Source organism: Actinoplanes philippinensis (assembly GCF_900113015.1).
In the GTDB taxonomy this organism is placed as follows: Bacteria; Actinomycetota; Actinomycetes; order Mycobacteriales; family Micromonosporaceae; genus Actinoplanes; species Actinoplanes philippinensis.
In genome coordinates, this window is the sequence record NZ_FONV01000010.1 from 441,761 (window position 1) to 457,426 (window position 15,666).

The 15,666-nt window shown below is 70.2% G+C and carries 10 protein-coding genes; 5 read left to right on the top strand and 5 right to left on the bottom strand.

Going from position 1 to position 15,666, the window contains the following annotated elements; all coding sequences use genetic code 11:
- Positions 1–182: 182 nt before the first annotated feature.
- From BM290_RS28055 to BM290_RS28065, 3 genes are all read left to right on the top strand, one after another.
- Positions 183–1,247, top strand: a complete 1,065-nt coding sequence (locus BM290_RS28055; RefSeq protein WP_093618853.1) for a 3-deoxy-7-phosphoheptulonate synthase — start codon at positions 183–185, stop codon at positions 1,245–1,247.
- Positions 1,248–1,399: 152 nt separating this feature from the next.
- Positions 1,400–3,487, top strand: coding sequence for an ArnT family glycosyltransferase (locus BM290_RS28060; RefSeq protein ID WP_093618854.1), 2,088 nt, complete (start codon positions 1,400–1,402; stop codon positions 3,485–3,487).
- A gap of 358 nt (positions 3,488–3,845) precedes the next feature.
- Complete coding sequence (locus BM290_RS28065; protein WP_093618855.1) at positions 3,846–4,142, top strand: DUF3040 domain-containing protein; 297 nt, start codon at positions 3,846–3,848, stop codon at positions 4,140–4,142.
- Between the two features lie 7 nt (positions 4,143–4,149).
- On the opposite strand, the gene BM290_RS28070 is transcribed toward BM290_RS28065, so the two are convergent.
- The 3 genes from BM290_RS28070 to BM290_RS28080 form a co-directional block, all read right to left on the bottom strand.
- Positions 4,150–4,869 carry a hypothetical protein gene (locus tag BM290_RS28070; RefSeq protein WP_143133988.1) on the bottom strand — a complete coding sequence of 240 codons (720 nt, stop codon included), beginning with the start codon at positions 4,867–4,869 and terminating at the stop codon, positions 4,150–4,152.
- A 92-nt stretch (positions 4,870–4,961) separates the two neighbouring features.
- A complete protein-coding gene (locus BM290_RS28075) occupies positions 4,962–6,176 on the bottom strand; it encodes a vanadium-dependent haloperoxidase (RefSeq protein WP_093618857.1) in 1,215 nt (404 codons plus the stop codon).
- Positions 6,177–6,323: 147 nt separating this feature from the next.
- Entirely contained in the window at positions 6,324–11,087 is a 4,764-nt protein-coding gene (locus BM290_RS28080; RefSeq protein ID WP_239143691.1) for an ExeM/NucH family extracellular endonuclease, read from the bottom strand.
- A gap of 577 nt (positions 11,088–11,664) precedes the next feature.
- Here BM290_RS28080 and BM290_RS28085 point away from each other — a divergent pair.
- The gene (locus BM290_RS28085; protein ID WP_093618859.1) at positions 11,665–12,735 is read left to right on the top strand and encodes a D-alanine--D-alanine ligase family protein; all 1,071 of its coding nucleotides are present in this window, start codon (positions 11,665–11,667) and stop codon (positions 12,733–12,735) included.
- 11 nt (positions 12,736–12,746) lie between these two features.
- Positions 12,747–13,922 carry an alanine racemase gene (gene alr, locus BM290_RS28090; protein WP_093618949.1) on the top strand — a complete coding sequence of 392 codons (1,176 nt, stop codon included), beginning with the start codon at positions 12,747–12,749 and terminating at the stop codon, positions 13,920–13,922.
- On the opposite strand, the gene BM290_RS28095 is transcribed toward alr, so the two are convergent.
- Together BM290_RS28095 and BM290_RS28100 are read right to left on the bottom strand one after the other, a co-directional pair.
- The gene (locus tag BM290_RS28095; RefSeq protein WP_093618860.1) at positions 13,841–14,905 is read right to left on the bottom strand and encodes a sensor histidine kinase; all 1,065 of its coding nucleotides are present in this window, start codon (positions 14,903–14,905) and stop codon (positions 13,841–13,843) included. The genes alr and BM290_RS28095 overlap by 82 nt on opposite strands.
- Positions 14,906–14,908: 3 nt before the next feature.
- The gene (locus tag BM290_RS28100; RefSeq protein WP_093618861.1) at positions 14,909–15,568 is read right to left on the bottom strand and encodes a response regulator transcription factor; all 660 of its coding nucleotides are present in this window, start codon (positions 15,566–15,568) and stop codon (positions 14,909–14,911) included.
- Positions 15,569–15,666 lie beyond the last annotated feature (98 nt).

Below are 15,666 nucleotides of genomic sequence, written 5' to 3' on the forward strand. Positions count from 1 at the left end.
CATGTCTCGCACGTGGTCGTTCTATTGGTTTACGAGGCCGGCTCAAGCCGGTGCCTCGGCCATGACCGCATGACCTGAGACACCCGCCAGAGCCGGCTGAGGCAGCGACGATGTCGCTGCCTTTTTGTTTGCCCCGAGCAAACCGGCTCTGACGCAGGGCCGGTCGAAGGAGAGAGATCACCATGACCGCCCCTGAGGTGCAGCGCGTCCGTGACCAGCGGATCGAGAAGGTCGTCCCGCTGATGAGCCCTGCGCTGCTGCATCACGAGCTGCCGCTGACGAGTGAGTTGCACGACACCGTGCTGGCCGGCCGTAAGCAGGTCGAGGACGTGCTCAATGGCCGAGATCAGCGCCTGATCGTGGTCGTCGGCCCGTGTTCGGTGCACGATCCGGAGGCCGCCGGCGAGTACGCGGACCGGCTCAAGCTGGAGGCCGAGCGGCTCAGCGAGGACCTGCTGATCGTGATGCGGGTGTACTTCGAGAAGCCGCGTTCCACGGTCGGCTGGAAGGGCCTGATCATGGACCCGGCGCTGGACGGCTCGGGTGACGTCGGCGCGGGTCTGCGGATCGCCCGCAAGCTGCTGCTCGAGGTGGTCGCGCGGGGTCTGCCGGTGGCGGTGGAGTTCCTCGACCCGATCACCCCGCAGTACATCGCGGACACCGTGGCCTGGGGCGCGATCGGCGCCCGGACCGTCGAGTCGCAGGTGCACCGTCAGCTGTCGTCGGGCCTGTCGATGCCGATCGGCATGAAGAACCGTCCCGACGGCAGTGTCTCGACGGCTGTCGACGCGATCCAGGCGGCCGAGGCGACGCATGTCTTCCCCGGCATCGACTACTCGGGCACCCCGGCGATCCTGCACACCACCGGCAACCCGGACTGTCACCTGGTGCTGCGCGGCGGCGGTGGCAAGCCGAACTACAGCGCCGAGGACGTGGAGTCGTCGCTGGCGCTGCTGCGCAAGGCGGGTCTGCCGGAGCGGCTGGTGATCGACTGCTCGCACGGCAACAGCAACAAGGACCACAAGCGGCAGCCGATCGTGGCCGAGGACATCGCCCAGCAGATGGAGGCCGGCAACCGCGCGATCAGCGGCGTCATGTTGGAGAGTTTCCTGGAGGCGGGCCGGCAGGACCTGGGTGGCGAGCTCACCTACGGCCAGTCGGTCACCGACGCGTGCATGGGCTGGGACGCGACGGTCGGCGTCCTGGAGCGGCTGGCCGCGGCCGCCGCGAAGCGCCGGGCGCTCTGAGGCCGGCTCTCGGTGCTGTCCCGGTAGAGCTGGGACAGCACCGAGGACCAGCCGGGGCTTTCAGGGATCCCACAGCCGGGCCACAAGGTGGCGACAGCAGGGCCGACAACCGTTCACGAGGTACGAATCCGCCACTTTCCGGGAGTACCTCGATGACCTTGCTGATGCCGGAGGCGCCCGCCGGGGATCCGCCACATCGGCGTTCCCGGACCGCCCGTCTGCTGCTGGGCCGGGATGACGCTCCGTGGGTCCGTCCCGCCCTCTACGCCCTGCTGCTGTTGACCGGTGTCCTCTACATCTGGGGTCTCGGCGCGTCGGGGTGGGCCAACGCGTTCTACTCGGCGGCGGTGCAGGCGGGGTCGGAGAGCTGGAAGGCGTTCTTCTTCGGCTCGTCCGACGCGGCGAACGCGATCACCGTCGACAAGACTCCCGCCGCCCTCTGGATCATGGCGATCTCGGTACGGCTCTTCGGGCTCAGCTCGTGGAGCATCCTCGTGCCGCAGGCGCTGCTCGGCGTGGCCACGACCGGCCTGGTCCACGCGACGGTGCGCCGCGGGTTCGGCCCGGCCGCCGGTCTGCTGGCCGGCCTGACGTCGGCGCTGACCCCGGTGGCCGTGCTGATGTTCCGGTTCAACAATCCGGACGCGCTGCTGGTCCTGCTGATGGTGGCCGGGGCGTACACGATTCTGCGGGCGGTCGAGTCCGGCGCCACGAAGTGGGTGGTGCTGACCGGCTCGCTCGTCGGGTTCGCCTTCCTGGCCAAGCAGTTGCAGGCACTGCTGGTGGTTCCGGCGTTCGGCCTGGCCTACCTGATCGCCGGCCCGCCGAAGATCCTCACCCGGTTCGTCCAACTGCTGCTGGCGCTGGTCGCGATGGTCGTGTCGGCCGGGTGGTACATCGCGCTCGTCGACCTGATCCCGGCGTCGGCACGGCCGTACATCGGCGGCTCGCAGAACAACAGCCTGCTCGAACTCACACTCGGCTACAACGGGCTGGGCCGGCTCAACGGCGAGGAGACCGGCAGTGTCGGCAACGCGGCCGGGCGCTGGGGTGAGATCGGGTGGAGCCGGCTCTTCAACAGCGCGCAGGGCGGCCAGGTCTCGTGGCTGCTGCCGGCCGCGCTGGTCCTGCTGGCCGCCGGCCTGGTGATCACGGCGCGCCGGCCGCGCACCGATCCGCAGCGTGCCGGGCTCGTCGTCTGGGGCACGTGGCTGCTGGTCACCGGGCTGATCTTCAGCTTCATGCAGGGCATCTTCCACGCGTACTACACGGTGGCGCTGGCCCCGGCGATCGGCGCGGTCACCGGCATGGGGGTGGCCCTGCTGTGGGAGCGGCGGCGTTCCCTCGTCGCCGCGGTCACGCTCGCGGTGGCGATCGCCGTGACCGCCCTGTGGTCGTATGTCCTGCTCGGACGCAGCACCGGCTTCGTGCCGTGGCTGCGGATCCCGGTGCTGGTCGCGGGGGTGCTGGCGGCCGTCGCGGTGGTCGCCTCGGTCCGGCTCACGGCGCGGCCGGCCCTGGTCGCCGCGACGGTCGCGGCAGTCGCGGCGGTCGCGGGTCTGGCGGGCCCGGCGGCGTACGCGGTGGAGACCGCTTCCCAACCGCACACCGGCTCGATCCCGACGGCGGGGCCCGCGACGTCCGGCGGTCGCGGCGGCATGCCGGGCGGCGGCGGGCGCGGCAACGGCGGCGGCCAGCGGTTCCCCGGCAGCGGTTTCCCAGGCGGCGGTGCCCCCGGCGGCGGTTTTCCAGGCGGTCAGAACGGCGCCGCTCAGAACGGGACCGGCCAGAACGGTGGCGGCCAGAACGGTGGCGGCAGGGGGCGGCCGGGCGGCGGCGTTCCGGGTGACGGCGCTCGCGGTGGTGGCGGCATGGGCGGGCTGCTCAACGCCAGCTCGGTCAGCGCCGAAGTGAAGGCCATGCTGGAGGAGGACGCCGACCGGTACACGTGGGTCGCTGCGGCGATCGGGTCGCAGAACGCGTCCGGTTACCAACTGGCCACCGAGGAGCCGGTGATGGCGGTCGGCGGGTTCAACGGCACCGATCCGTCACCGACGCTGACACAGTTCCAGCAGTACGTCGCCGACGGGCGGATCCACTACTTCATCGGTGGCGGCGGGTTCGCCCGCAACGGGGGCAGCGGCGAGAGCGGTCAGATCTCGGCGTGGGTGGCCGCCACCTACACGGCCAGGACGATCGGCGCCACCACGGTGTACGACCTGACCGTGCCGAAGGGCTGAGCGCGGAACGGGTCGCGGCAGCCGCCGAAGGCGGGGGACGGTCTCGTCTGCGCTGGTGGCAGGCGTGGCCGTACCCCCTGATGGGTTTTCTGGTGTGGAATCACGGGCTCGTCACGGGTGGCCCTATCGGCAGCGGGAGCGGGCAGTGGAGGTTTTCGGCCGCGACCACTGATCAACCGGTCCGTTGTACCCGAAGTCAGGGGATTTCCATAGGTCCTGTTGTCCGGAACGGAACGGACCGAAAATTCGGCACACGAAGACGTATCACAGCGGCAACTCACAGGTAACAATGGGCTCTGATCGAGATTCCCCCATCTCGATCCATGCTTCACCGGCGGGCGACCGGAAGGTAGCGAACATGCTCAGCAAAGAGGACACCCGGCGACTGGCTCAGCTCGAACGTCAACTTCAGCGCGACGATCCCGATTTCTGCACCCGGATGGGCGGCGGCAACTTCAGCGTGTCGTCGACCGGTCGCCCTCCGCTGCCGCTGTTCATCCTCGCCGCCGTGATCACCGTGGCCGCCGTCGTGCTCGGCGTGGTCGGCTGGTGGATCGCCACCTCGATCGTCGCCACCTGGGCGGTCATCACCCTCTCCGCGGCGGTCTACCGGCTGCGCCGTCAGCGCGCCGACACCGCCTACCGCCAGTCCTGACCCACCGTCACGAGCTGGCCGCGGCCTGCGTCTCGAAACGGCGCACGATCTCGGCCAGAGCCCGCACCTGCCGGAGGACGGCGCCCGGCTCGGTCGATCGGTGCTGCTCACGGCCGATGTCGACGATCGCGTCGGCACGCACACCGACCATGTGCAGCGGGCGACGATAGAGCGGCTGCTGGGTCGTCGCCCACTCGACGAACGTGCGCGACGGGTACGGCAGGTAGACGATCCACGCCGTACCGGCCTGTCCGGATCCCGGCCGGCGGAAGTCGAAGACCACGAACTCGAGCTCCTCGTAGGAGCCGCGCAACACCGCGTACGCCGGCTGGTCCGCGCCGAAGTCCGGATTGTCCGCCCAGTCGGCGAGCAGTTCCCGGTCCACGTCGAGGAACCGCCAGCCGTTCCGGCGGGCCAGCTCGATCCGGTCGCCCACACCGGTCGCCGGGCGCACCGAGCGGTCGGCGAAGAAGACCAGCCAGACTCCAGCGGCGGCCAGCACACCACCGACGCCGAGAGCGAGCGGCGCTGCCGGATGCCCCGCGCTACCGGCCTGCTCGACGGCCCGGGCGATCCCGTCACCCTGGGTGATGCATCTGTTGCCCGCGGGCGTCTCCGCGGCGCCACAGCTCACGCTCCCGCTGAGCGAGAGTCCGATACCGACGACGAGAACCGCCAGCCCGACGAGAAGAACGATCCAAGCGGATCGAACCGCCCGAGCGCCCATCCCCCATCCACCTCCAGCCGGTGGTCGACGTACCGGTTACGGCAGGTGGTACGGCCGGCGCGAGGGTGCCGGCCGTCTGCGTGGCGAAAGCGTTATCCGGCCAATAGTCTTCCGGCGTTCCGGAGGGTGTGCGCAGCCACGGCCTTACCGAGAGCGATGCCCGCCTCGTCGGCCGAGCGGCTGTGGATGCCGGACCAGACCCGGGCGTCCACGTTCTCCAGGCTCGGCACGTGCCAGTCGGTGTAGGTGCGGGTCACGCCGGGCGCCGACGGGCTCGGGATCGTGTACGGGCTCCGCGCCCGCGGCCCGAACAGCGCGGTCAGGATCTGCTCGGCCGAGCCGGAGTAGGTGTTGTGCCCGCTCGGGTAGTCCGGGTGCGCCGGCGTGGCGTGCAACGGCAGCCAGTCCGCGTCACCACCGGCCCGGATCGCGGTGACCGGGCGCCAGAGCTGGTAGGCGTACTTGGCGTCGGAGGTGGCGATCTGGGTGTCGACCGAGGCCACGTGGAAGAGTGCGACCAGCCGGATCCGGTCGGCCAGGGAGCCTCGCGACTGCTCGACGGCGGCTCGCAGGATCGGCGTGTAGAGGACGAACGACGAGCCGAGCCAGAACGTCGCGGTGTCGGTCTGCGCCTGGGTGCGGACCGTGCTGTCCACCGCGCCGTACGCCTTCACCTCGGCGATGTCACGCCGGTAGCGGGCCGAGTCGAGGGCCGGTGGCGGGGCCGGACGGTACTGGCCGGCGCTGCGCAGCGCGAACGGGCGGGCCACCCGGTTGCCGTACTGGGTGGCCGGGGCGTAGGCGGGCGGGGTGGGCTGCCAGATCCCGGGCGCCGCGGCCGGCACCGTGTACGGCGCGTTGACCGACGCCGGGTCGAGCCCGTCGTCGGCCCGCTCGGCGAGCAGGTCGGTCGCCTCCTTCCGGCCGGCGGCCAGGCCCTCGGTCTCGGCCCGCCCGTCCGGGATGGTGGCGAGGTCGGCGGCGAGCGCGGCGTCGGCCGCCGCGGCCTGGGCCGGGATGAGCGTGATCAGGGTCTGGTGCACGGCGCCGGCGAGAGCGGCGCGACGGTAGGCGGTGGAGTGCGGACCGTTCTGCGCCCGGGCGGCGGCCAGCCAGCCGATCGCCCACGTCCGGCTGTTGGTGACCTGAGTGGTGGCGCCGCCCGCGGCCACGGCGGCGGCCGTCGTGTCATACCAGGCGAGCACGGAGTCGGTCGTGGCGGCACTGGCTGCCGCGGGTGCGGCAGCGCCGACGGCGGTCACGGCGAGCGTGCTGAGCAGCACCGCGCCGGCTCTCTTGGCGAGCATGAGGTAACCCCTCCAGTCTATGGGAGATGTGGGTCATAGCCTGGCTGGCCGGGAGGTCGCGAGTCAACGTACGTCAATGGACTGTATTGATTTGAATAAGCACGAAAAGGGCCCCCACCGTCCGGTGGGGGCCCTCTCGATCAGGTGTTACCTGGTGATCCGGACGTTGTAGTAGGCGGCGGTGGAGCTGTTGCCCGCCTTGTCAACGGCCCAGTAGCTGATCTGCAGCGCACCCCGGTCGATGCCGCTGATCGCCGTCCGCCAGTTGCCCGCGGCATCCGGCGTGACGACCAGCGTCGCGGCCTTGGCCGACGCGGCCTGCTTCGACGTGGCCTTGGTCCACTTCCCGGCGGAGTAGTAGTACCACTTGCCGGAACGCTCCTGGACCAGCTTGACCTTCACCGACGCGACGCCGACACCCTTGTCGGACGCCGTGCCGCCGATGTGCTTCCAAGCCCAGCGGAACTCCTTGAACCACGGCGTGTTCACCCGGACGGTCGGCTTGTAGACGTCCTTGGCGACGTCGACGACACCGACCTGGATCGGCTTGCCCGCACCGGCGGCGTTCGCCGGGGTGACCGTCACGGTGAACCGGCCCGCCTTGGTGTAGGCGTGCTGCACCTGGACGTTGTTCGCGGAGGTCCGGGTCGTGGCCCCGTCGCCCCAGCTGATCGTGAGCTGGGTGGCGCCGGGAACCCCGCTGCCCCTCAGGATGGCCGACTGCGAGACCCAGATCGACTTCTTGTCGAGGCTGAACGAGCCGGTCTGCGCCGTCACCACGACGGTGGACGCCGACAGGGTGGCCGGGCCGCTGTTGCCGGCCTCGTCGGTCAGCTTGACGGTGACCTGGTAACTGCCCGCGGCCGCGTAGGTGTGCGCCGCGGTGGTGCTGCCCGCGGCCAGGGTCTCGGCCGTGCTGCCGTCGCCCCAGTCGACCACCCGGGTGATCTTCGCGTTGTCGCTGACGTCGTCGTCGAGCGCGGTCTCGGTCAGCGTCACCGCCTGGCCGGCCCAGATCGCCGTGGCGTTCAGGGCGTAGGCGCCGGTCGGGGCGGTGCCGTCCAGCACACCCGGGCTGGTCCGGAACTTGGTGTCCGCGGTGATCGGGGTGTTCTTGGCAAAGTAGTTCACCAGCATGGTCAGGTCGTTGTCCCCGGTGGTGACCACGCCGACCTTGCTGACCAGGGACGGGAAGTTGTCGCCGCCGGCCGCGAGGAACGAGTTGGTCGTCACCCGGTAGTCGCCGTCCGGGTCGATGGTGACCCCGTTCAGCTTGATCGACGAGGCGATGATCCGCTTACCCCGGGGCTGGCTCGCGTCGAAGGAGTAGGTGAAGCCCTTCGAGACGCCCAGGTGCAGGTATTTACGGTTCGCACCATCCGGCTGCCACTGCTCCTCCAGCGCCGCCTTGATCGCCGAGCCCTTGAGGGTACGGGTCACCACGTCGTTGGAGAACGGCTGCACCGCGAACGCCTGCGAGTAGGTGACCGTGCCGTCGGTGCCGTACTTCAGGTCGGCCCGCAGACCACCCGCGTTCATGAAGGCGATCTGTGCGCCGCCACGACCGGCGTCCTTGGTCTGGTCCAGCTGCACGTCGGCGATGAAGTTGCCGAGGACCGACTCGGCGCCCCGGTTCTCCACGGTGCCGTCGTACGCCCGGAGGATGTCCCCGGTGATCTTGCCCAGCTCCGCCTTGCCGAGTTCGGCAGCGTTCGTCTTGGCCGCCGCGACGATGCCGGCGACCGTGGTGTTCGACGGGTAGCCGGTCACCGTGAGCAGTTCGACGGTGGACGAGGTGACCTCACCGGACGCGGGGTCGTAGGTCAGGCCGATCTTGCCCAGCTTTTCGCCGTAATCCTCGGCCTGGACGACCGGACGGGTCTTGCCGGGCACGCCCGGAACCGGCACCTGGAAGGCGTACGGCTGGTGGGTGTGGCCACTGACGATGGCGTCGATCTCGGCGCTCACCTTGGTCAACGGCCCGAAAGCCGGGTCGGCCTGCAGTGCCTCGGCCGAGGTGATGCTGTTGCTGTCGGCACCCTCGTGGGCGAGGAGCACCAGGACGTCGGCCTCGCCGTTGGCCTCGTTGCCGTCGGAGAGCTGCGCGGCCAGGAGGTTCGCCTCGGCGGCCGGGTCGCGGAACTCGAGGTCGCGGATGCCGTCCGGGTTGACCAGGGTCGTGGTCTGCGCGGTGACGACGCCGATGTAACCGACCCGGACCCCACCGAGGTTCTGCACGTGGTAGGCGGGCAGCGCACGCTTGCCGTCCGCCTTGGTGTAGACGTTCGCGCCCAGCAGCGGGAAGTCCGCCCGGTCGCTCACCCGTCCGGCCAGATCGGCGAAGCCCTGGTCGAACTCGTGGTTGCCGACCGCCGAGACGGCCAGGCCACCGGCGTTCAGCGCATCGATCGTCGGGTTGTCCTTGTCGATCGCGGAGATGAACGTGGACGCGCCGATGTTGTCACCGGCCGAGATCCACGCGGTGTTCGGGTTCTCCGCCCGCAGCTGGTCGACCAGGCCGACGAGCTGTGCGGCGCCACCCACCAACGGTGCGTTGCTGTTGGGCGGCTCGAGCCGGCCGTGGAAGTCGTTGATGTTCAGCAACTGCAGGTTGACCGGCGCGGTCAGGCCGGTCTCCAGTCCGACGACCACCGGGTCGTGATCGCTGGACCGGAACGGCCCACTCTCGTAGAACGGCGCGTAGCCGTCGTACTCGAAGGCGAACGACTCGACCGAGTTGATGTTCCAGATGTCGACGCCGGTGATCCGCTTCGCGAACTCGCCGGTGACCAGCGCGTGGTCCAGCGAGCCGGACTCGCCGCCGAAGACGTACGAGGACTTGTCCGGCGCGTGCGTGGCGTGCGCGTCGGTGTAGCCCTTGTCGTACAGGACCTGGAGCGGGTCCTCCTGGCCGTACGAGTTGAAGTCGCCGAGCAGGATCACCTTGTCGGTGCCGAGACCCTCGACGAAGGTGGCCAGCGACGCCGCCTGGCGCTTCCGGTCGCCGTTGTACGCGCCCTGCCCGTCACCGGTGTCGACGTTGTCGCCGGTCGGCGTGACCGAGGTGCTCTTCGACTTGAAGTGGTTGGCCACCACGGTGAAGTCGATGGCGCCGGAGTGGAAGGTCTGCGCGATCGGCTCGCGGGCGTTGCCCCAGACCGTCTCGTCGTTGATCGACTTCGACGCGCCCTTCGGCGTGGCCTTCGCCGGCTTGTAGATGATCGCGCTGGTGATGACGTCCTGCTCGGCCGGCGTCGGCAGCTCGGCCGGCGACCGGACGTAGTCCCAGGTGCCCGCGCCGTCGACCGCGTTGAGTTCGCCGACCAGCGTCTTGAGCGCCAGCTGCGTCTCGACGTTCTCGAAGCGGACCGAGTTCTCGATCTCCATGAGCGCGACCACGTCGGCGTCCAGGGCGCTGATCGCCGAGACGATCTTCGCTTCCTGCTTCTCCTTGGCCGCCTCGTCGGCAGCGCCGCGCGCGTCGCCACCGAAGTGGACGAAGTAGTTCAGCACGTTGAAGCTGGCGACCCGGATGTCGCCGCCGACCTCGGCCGGAGCGGCGGTCCGCGGGTTGGACGCCTTGAAGGTGGTCCGGGAGACCGCCGGGGTGTTCGCGTCGACCGGGGTGGCCGGCTGGAGCCGCCACTCGCTGAAGCCGTAGCTCAGGACGCCGGCGCCGAACTTCTCGACGGTGTCGCCGACACGCAGCGGCTCGTCCTTGGTGATGTAGGTCGGGGGCAGGCCGGCCGATGCCAGGTTCGTCGTCCTGGCGTCGTCGAGCAGGATGCGGCCGGCCTTGTTGGCGGCCTTCTGCGCGTTCGCGGCGTCGCTGCCGGGGCGGGCGATGTCGGTCGGGATCCGGGCCGGGACACTGCCGGCGGCCAGGATGACCTCGCCGTACCGGTTGGTGTTGTAGACGTCCGAGACGGTGTACGCGCCGACCGGGGCGACCAGCATGCCCTCGGCGGACTCCCGGGCCTCGTCGCTCAGCGGCAGGGCCAGCGGAACCGGCGCGGGCAGGGCGGCGCCGGTCGAGCAGACCTGCACGTCGGACTTGGCGCCGATGGTGATCTGGGTCAGCGCGTTGTACTCGCTGACCGTGCCGGTCACCCGGACCACGTCGCCGATCGCCACCGTCGGGTGGTTGGCGGCGGTGGCGGTCAGGTAGACGAAGATGCCGTCCGAGGCGGCGCCCGCGACGACCGGACGGTCGCCACCGGTGCCCGCGGTCTGGATGTAGATGCCGTTGTAGCCACCGGTGCGGTGGTCGGCGGTCACCACGCCCTCGACGGTCACCACGGAGCCGGCCAGGCCGGTCGCGGCGCCGGTGCCCTGAACCTGCGCGATGGTGTGGGTGACAGTGGTGTCGCAGCCGGCGCCCGGGTCCTCGGGGTCCGGGTCCTCCGGCGTCACCGCGGTGTTGAGCGTCCCGAAGGTATTGGCGGCCGGGGCCTTCCAGACGCCGTCGATCTTCTGCAGCGACTGGCCGACCGGGGTGGTGTCCGGCTCGGACACTTCGATGTCGACGCTGGTCCGGCCGAGAGCCGGGCCGTCGGCGGCGGTGATCACACCCTCGTAGCTGAGGAATTCGGCGACCGTGCCGTCCGGCTTCACCAGCGCGATCGCGTCCGGCGCGCCGTTCTGGACGCCGTTCGCGGCGTAGTTCTGCACGACCACACCGGACGCCGGAACGACCCCGCTGAGCGTGTAGGTCGGGGTGTAGACCTTGTTGTTGCTGCCGTTGTAGAGGTACAGCTGCCAGTCGCTCAGGTCGTAGCCGACCGGGGCTTCGATCTCGACGGCCTCACCGCTGTCGGTGCCCGTGTTGTCGTAGTGGATCTCGCTGATGAACGGCGCGTCGGTGGCTGCGGCCACCGGACCGGTGAGGCTGAGACCAAGCGCGGTCGCCATGACGGCAGCACCCAGCGCACGAAGCCCCGCAGGACTCGGTACCGGGAGAGACCGTCCGGCGGCACCCACGCTGCGTATATAGGAACGCATCGAGGTTGACCCTCCGAACGAAGTAGATCCGCCGGAGCGTAGGTATCGATGGTGACGAAAAAAGCTCGATCAGGTAACGGAAGGGCAATGGACAACCCTGTTGATCAAGGTTTTTCCGGGCGTTCATTGTTCGCGTTTGTACAGTCGCCGAATCGTAGACCCTACTTCACGGTACGGAAAGCTCGTCCTGAGTGGCCTCGGAGAACCCGGCGAACCACAGCCACCAGCGCAACCAGCCCGCCGCCGCCGGGATAGGTCCGCCTTGTTCCGCGAACTACGGAAACGGCGGATGGCCGGAATTGCCGCCCTCATTCCGCCGTCGTCGCCGTGTTACGGGGAGATTACGCGGATAACGGCAGGCGGGCGGTTCGCCGGCATCACGGCGAGGTCGACACCTTACGGAGAGTGAGGGAAATATGCCCGATATAAAGAAACCATAAGGACATCGCTGACGATCACCGGACGCCCTAGATCAGAAGATGTCCGGATGCAGAGTTCCAAGGTACGGGTCGCGGTGATCTTCGGAGGTCAGAGCGCGGAGCACGAGGTCTCCTGCCGCTCGGCCGCATCGGTGTTCCGCTTCCTGGACCGGTCACGCTACGTGGTCACCCCGATCCGGATCGCCCGGGACGGCCGCTGGCAGGTCGGCGTCGACACCGGCCCGGACACCGCCGACGCCATCGTCTCCGGCGCGGGCCGTCCGGCCGACGACAGGTCACCGATCGGCAGTCTCACCGAAGCCCTGGAAGCCCTGAAGTCCGTCGACGCCGCGTTCCCGGTCATGCACGGCCCGTACGGCGAGGACGGCACCATCCAGGCACTGCTCGACCTGGCCGGGGTGCCGTACGTCGGCAGCGGCGTCCTGGCCAGCGCCGCGTCGATGGACAAGGAGTTCACCAAGAAGATCGTCGCGGCCGAGGGCATCGCGGTGGCCGACGGTGTGGTGCTCCGCGAGGGTGACGACGAGGACATCAGCCCCGAGGACAAGGCGCGCCTCGGCCTGCCGGTCTTCGTGAAGCCGTCGTGCAGCGGCTCCAGCGTCGGTGTCTCCCGCGTCGACGACTGGGCGGATCTGCCGCGCGCCGTCCGGCACGCCCGCGAGCACGACACGAAGGTGCTGATCGAGGTGGCGGTGGTGGGCCGCGAGGTGGACCTCTCGGTGCTGCAGAACCCGGACGGCTCGATCGAGGTCGGCCCGGCGCTGGAGATCAACCTGAAGTCCGAGGAGGGCTTCTTCGACTTCGACGCCAAGTACACGTCCGGCATGGTGGAGTTCCGCATCCCGGCCGAGCTCGACCCCGCCCACCTGGAGCTGCTCTCCGACGCCGCCCGCCGGGCCTTCCGGGCGCTGGGCTGTGCCGGCCTGCTGCGCGCCGACTTCTTCCTGGCCGAGATCGACGGCCGGGCCGTGCCGGTGCTCAACGAGGTCAACACGCTGCCCGGGTTCACCGAGCTGTCGCAGTTCCCGCAGATGTGGCGGGCCGCCGGCATCGAGTACCCGGAGTTGCTCGACCGCCTGTTCACCACCGCGCTCGCAGCCGGCGCGCGCCGATCGTGACCGCGGCGGCCATGACCCGGGCGCTGATCGACCTGGACGCGATCGCGCACAACACCCGGCTTCTGGCCCGTGCCGCGAACGGATCGGGCGTGATGGCCGTGGTCAAGGCCGACGGATTCGGCCACGGCGCCGTCCCGGTGGCCCGGACGGCGCTGGCCTCCGGCGCCTCCTGGCTGGGCGTCACGTCCCTGCGGGAGGCGCTGGAGCTGCGGTCGGCGGGCATCACCGCGCCGATCCTGATGTGGCTGTACGCCCCGTTCGAGGAGCTGGACGACGCGGTGCTGGGCGGCATCGACGTGTCGGCGTCGTCCACCACCGCGCTGGAGACCCTGGCCGGGGCGGCGCAGCGCACCGGCCGGACCGCGGCGGTGCACCTGAAGGCCGACACCGGTCTGTCCCGCGGCGGCGCGACCGCCGCGGAGTGGCCGGATCTGCTGGCCGCCGCGGTCAAGCTGCGCGACGCCGGGCTGCTGGAGATCCGCGCGGTCTGGTCGCATCTGGCCCATGCCGAGGACCCCTCCGACCCGGGGCTGGGGCGGCAGCTGGAGGCCTTCGGCCTGGCGCGGGCCGCGGCCCGCGAGGCGGGCGTCGAGTCACCGTTGATCCATCTGGCCAACTCGGCGGCGGTGCTGCAGCTTCCGGAGACCCATTTCGATCTGGTACGCCCCGGAATCGCCCTCTACGGCGCCGAGCCGGTGCCGGGCCGGGTGTTCGGCCTGCGTCCCGCCATGACGCTGGAGTCCACGGTCATCCTGACCAAACGGGTCGGCCCGGGCACCGGGGTTTCCTACGGCCCCGACTTCTACACCGACCGCGAGACGACCCTGGCTCTGGTGCCGGCCGGCTACGCCGACGGGGTGCCGCGCGGCATCGGCGGCCGGGCCTCGGTGTCGATCGGCGGGGTCCGCTGCCCGATCGTCGGCCGGGTGGCGATGGACCAGGTGGTGGTCGACGTCGGCGACAGCCCGGTGGTGCCCGGCGATCGGGTGGTGATCTTCGGTAGCGGCGCGGGCGGCGAGCCGACGGTCGGCGAGTGGGCCGAGTGGGTGGACACCAACGCGCACGAGATCCTGACCGGCATCGGCACGCGGGTGCCCCGGGTCCACTACTCGGTCGAGTCGCCGAACGAGACCTCCACCCGCAGCCCGTCCTTGCCGGTGGAGTGTGCCGAGATCACCCCGTCGTGAGCCCGGGTGATCGCCCGCACGATGGCCAGGCCGAGACCCGCGCCGCCGCTGTGGTCGATCCGGGTGCCGGACAACCGGCGGAACGGCTCGAAGAGGCCGACCACCGCGTCCGGTGGCACGTCGTCACCGGTGTTGGCTATGGCCAGGGCCGGTCGCGCGCCGACCTCGACGGTGATCGTGCCGCCCGCCCGGTTGTACTTGATGGCGTTCTGCACGAGGTTGTTGACCAGGCGTTCGAGCAGCACGCGCTCACCCCGGACGGTCCGCTCGGCGAGCCGGCGGGTGATCGTCACCCCGGCCTCGGCGGCCCGCGCCTCGTAGTCGTCGAGGACCGTGCCGACCACCGTGTCGAGACGCACCGGCACGCGCGCGGCCAGGCCCCGGTCGCACTCGCTGAGCACCAGCAGCCCCTCGATGAGGCGCTCGTTGCGCTCGTTGGTGGCCAGTAGCTGCGCCGTCAGCAGCTCCAGTTTGTCCGGTGTGGTGGCCCGGCCGAGCCCGACCTCGATCAGGGTGCGCTGCACGGCGAGCGGGGTACGCAACTCGTGCGCCGCGTTGGCCGCGAAGTGCCGCTGCGCCTCGTAGCCGGTGACGATGCGGTCCATCATCGCGTCGATCGCCCGGGACAGCTCGGTGATCTCCTCCCGGCCCGCACCGGCGTTGATGCGGTAGCCGAGGTTCTGCGGGCCGACGCTGGCGATGGCCGGAACCAGGCGGCGGAACGGGTCGAGGGCCCAGCGGACGCCGACCCGCGCGATCAGCAGCAGCCCGGCCAGGGTGACCAGGAGCGCCAGCAGCACCTGCCAGCTCTGGTTGCCGGCGATGGCCCGGCAGATGTCGCCGCGCTCCTCGGCCGGGCCGCAGATCACCAGGCCGAGCAGACGCAGCCAGGAGTAGAGCAGCCGCAGCAGAGTGGGCGCGGCGACCCCGGCCAGGAAGGCCAGCCCGCCGATCAGCAGCACACGCCGGCTCGGCGCGAGCACCCGTCACCGCCCCAGCCGGTAGCCCACCCGCGGCACGGTGTGGATGACGGGCGGCTCGCCGAGCTTCTTGCGCAGCGTCATGATCGTCACCCGTACCGAGTTGGTGAACGGATCGGCGTTTTCGTCCCAGGCCTGTTCGAGCAGCTCCTCGGCGCTGACCACCTGCCCGCCGGCACGGAGCAGCACACGCAGGACGGCGAACTCCTTCGGCGTGAGGTTGAGCGTCAGGCCGTCACGCGACGCGAAGTGCCGGACCGTGTCGAGCACCACACCGTCCTGCTCCAGCACCGGTTTCAGCCGGGTCGTGGAGCGCCGGGCCAGCGCCTGCACCCGTGCCACCAGCTCGGCGAAGGCGAACGGCTTGGTCATGTAGTCGTCGGCGCCCAGGCCGAGGCCCTCGACCCGGTCCCGGATCCCGGCCGCCGCGGTGAGCAGGAGCAGTCGCGTGTCCAGCCCCGAGTCCACGACCCGGGTGCACACCTCGTCGCCGGTGATGCCCGGCATGTCGCGATCGAGGATCGCCACGTCGTACCGATGCACGCTGATCTTCTCCAACGCGCTGTCACCGTCGTAGACCACGTCGACGGCCATGGCGAACTGGCGCAAGCCGTCCGCCACCGTGTCCGCGAGTATCCGTTCGTCGTCAGCCACCAGTACGCGCACGCTCTGTTACCTCCTTCGCCCATCGTCGCCGACCCGGCAGTCACGATAGCCACCCGTGGGAAAGATGGCCTTTTCTTGACTCATTCCAGAAAAGCGGT